This window comes from Ancylothrix sp. D3o (genome assembly GCF_025370775.1).
In the GTDB taxonomy this organism is placed as follows: Bacteria; Cyanobacteriota; Cyanobacteriia; order Cyanobacteriales; family Oscillatoriaceae; genus Ancylothrix.
Window position 1 is genome coordinate 1 of the sequence record NZ_JAMXEX010000116.1, and the last position, 1,642, is coordinate 1,642.

The 1,642-nt window shown below is 42.0% G+C and carries 2 protein-coding genes; both read right to left on the reverse strand.

Annotation, left to right across the window (positions count from 1 at the left end):
• Positions 1-15: 15 nt before the first annotated feature.
• Complete coding sequence (locus NG798_RS27610) at positions 16-636, reverse strand: DUF4262 domain-containing protein (RefSeq protein WP_261226926.1); 621 nt, start codon at positions 634-636, stop codon at positions 16-18.
• A 128-nt stretch (positions 637-764) separates the two neighbouring features.
• Positions 765-1,642, reverse strand: an 878-nt coding sequence (locus tag NG798_RS27615; protein WP_261226927.1) for a hypothetical protein, incomplete at its 5' end; no start/stop codon positions are given.

Genomic DNA, 1,642 nt, shown 5'->3' on the forward strand with positions numbered 1-1,642 from the left:
ATAATGATTAATGGTTTAGGAAAGCTTTGGCAGTTTGGCTGATTTCATTCCCCAGATACATTCCAATACTGGGAATTCACGGTTTGAGTAAAACCACCGACAAGCGGTGAGATGGCTGTCTACTAAGTTTTGAGGAATTATTGTGAATTCTGCCGGCCTACTGGTTAAACCTCTGTAAGTTTCACCGACTATGAAACCCTGCTTCTGCTCAATCACCCAACTTTTTATCAAAGTATCGAGTACGACATTAGATAATTCTTTGGGTACACCAAACATCACTATCTCTGGGTGATGGAAAGTATGGAATAAACCAACTGTGTAAGTAACAGTCGGCTGTTCTTTCCTGGCATCCCCTAATACATTAATTAAGTGATAACCACAAGTTAATACGTTATTGGCGATTTTCTGGAGAATTGGTGGATTTAATTGAAGTTGAGCTTTCAGAAAAACCCCGGCGCCAATTGTTTTCTCGTACTGACTACGGACAGAAAAAGCTGTATGGGTCTTGATGTTTTCGACTAAATCTAGGGCAGCCGTATAACCGGCAGTCCTCATATAGTCAGCCAGAATATCGGTGGCATATTCATAATTGCCGGCTGCAACTGTCAGATAGAAAATGTTGCTCTTGTTAGACATGGTTCTAATTTTTGGGTATAGGAAACCTGAGCTTTAGATGGGGTCTAAAGCTGAGAGTTAGTTTGATTGTTATTCGTGGAATTTAGAAATCCAGTTCGCAATCTTCGAGGGATTGTTATTCGTGGAATTTAGAAATCCAGTTCGCAATCTTCGAGGGACTGTTCTTTCACCCATTCACCATCAATTGAAGGTTTAGATAATTTCAGGCCGGTGGGTGATAAAAATTGATACCAATGATCTGCAAATCTTGGGTGTTGTAAGATTTTGCAGCCTTTGATTGGCTCTAATCTGACACCACCGCGAGCACTAACCATTTCCATAATTTCATACAGTGGCCCATCCAACTTTTTCCACTCTTCACTTATTGGTTGTGGTGGTGGAAGGACGGTTAAATGTTGGAGAGGATGAAGGACTTTATCAAATTTCCAGCCTAATTTAAAATCACTGTTGCCTAACATCCCAAACCATTGAGTTTTAATTTCACCGAGCCCGGTAATTTCTACCACAATATCACCAAATTGTATGCCCTCATCTGGAGCGGAGATACGAATGCAATCACCAACTTTAAAATCCTCTACCTTAGTCACCGGCTCAAATTGGTAATCAGTAATGCTGGGTTTACTGATTGAGTTTGTTTGTAGTCGGACACGAAGTGAATTAATTTCTTCAAGTAAATTATTGCGCTCGCTTTCCAGTTTGGTGATTATCTCGGTGGCCGGTTCTTGTAAATGATCCACCGGCCCTGTTACATCCCCCGGCGCTCTTGTCTCCAAATTGGTTTGGAGTTGGCTCTTGAGTTGCTGGATCTCATTGAATAAACTATCGCGTTCGCTTTCTAGTTTGGTGATTATCTCAGTGGCCGGTTCATCTACCGGCTCCTCAATTGGCTGTCCACTACACAAAACCTTCAGTGCTTTATCCAGATGCAATTGGGCGTGTAACCGCCCCTGCTTCAACATTTCTTCCGATTTTCCGCCCAAACCCGCACACTGATCAATCTGTCTTT

Excerpts from the sequence above, each read along its gene's own strand:
- NG798_RS27610 (WP_261226926.1), bottom strand. The coding sequence starts at position 636 with ATGTCTAACAAGAGCAACATTTTCTATCTGACAGTTGCAGCCGGCAAT.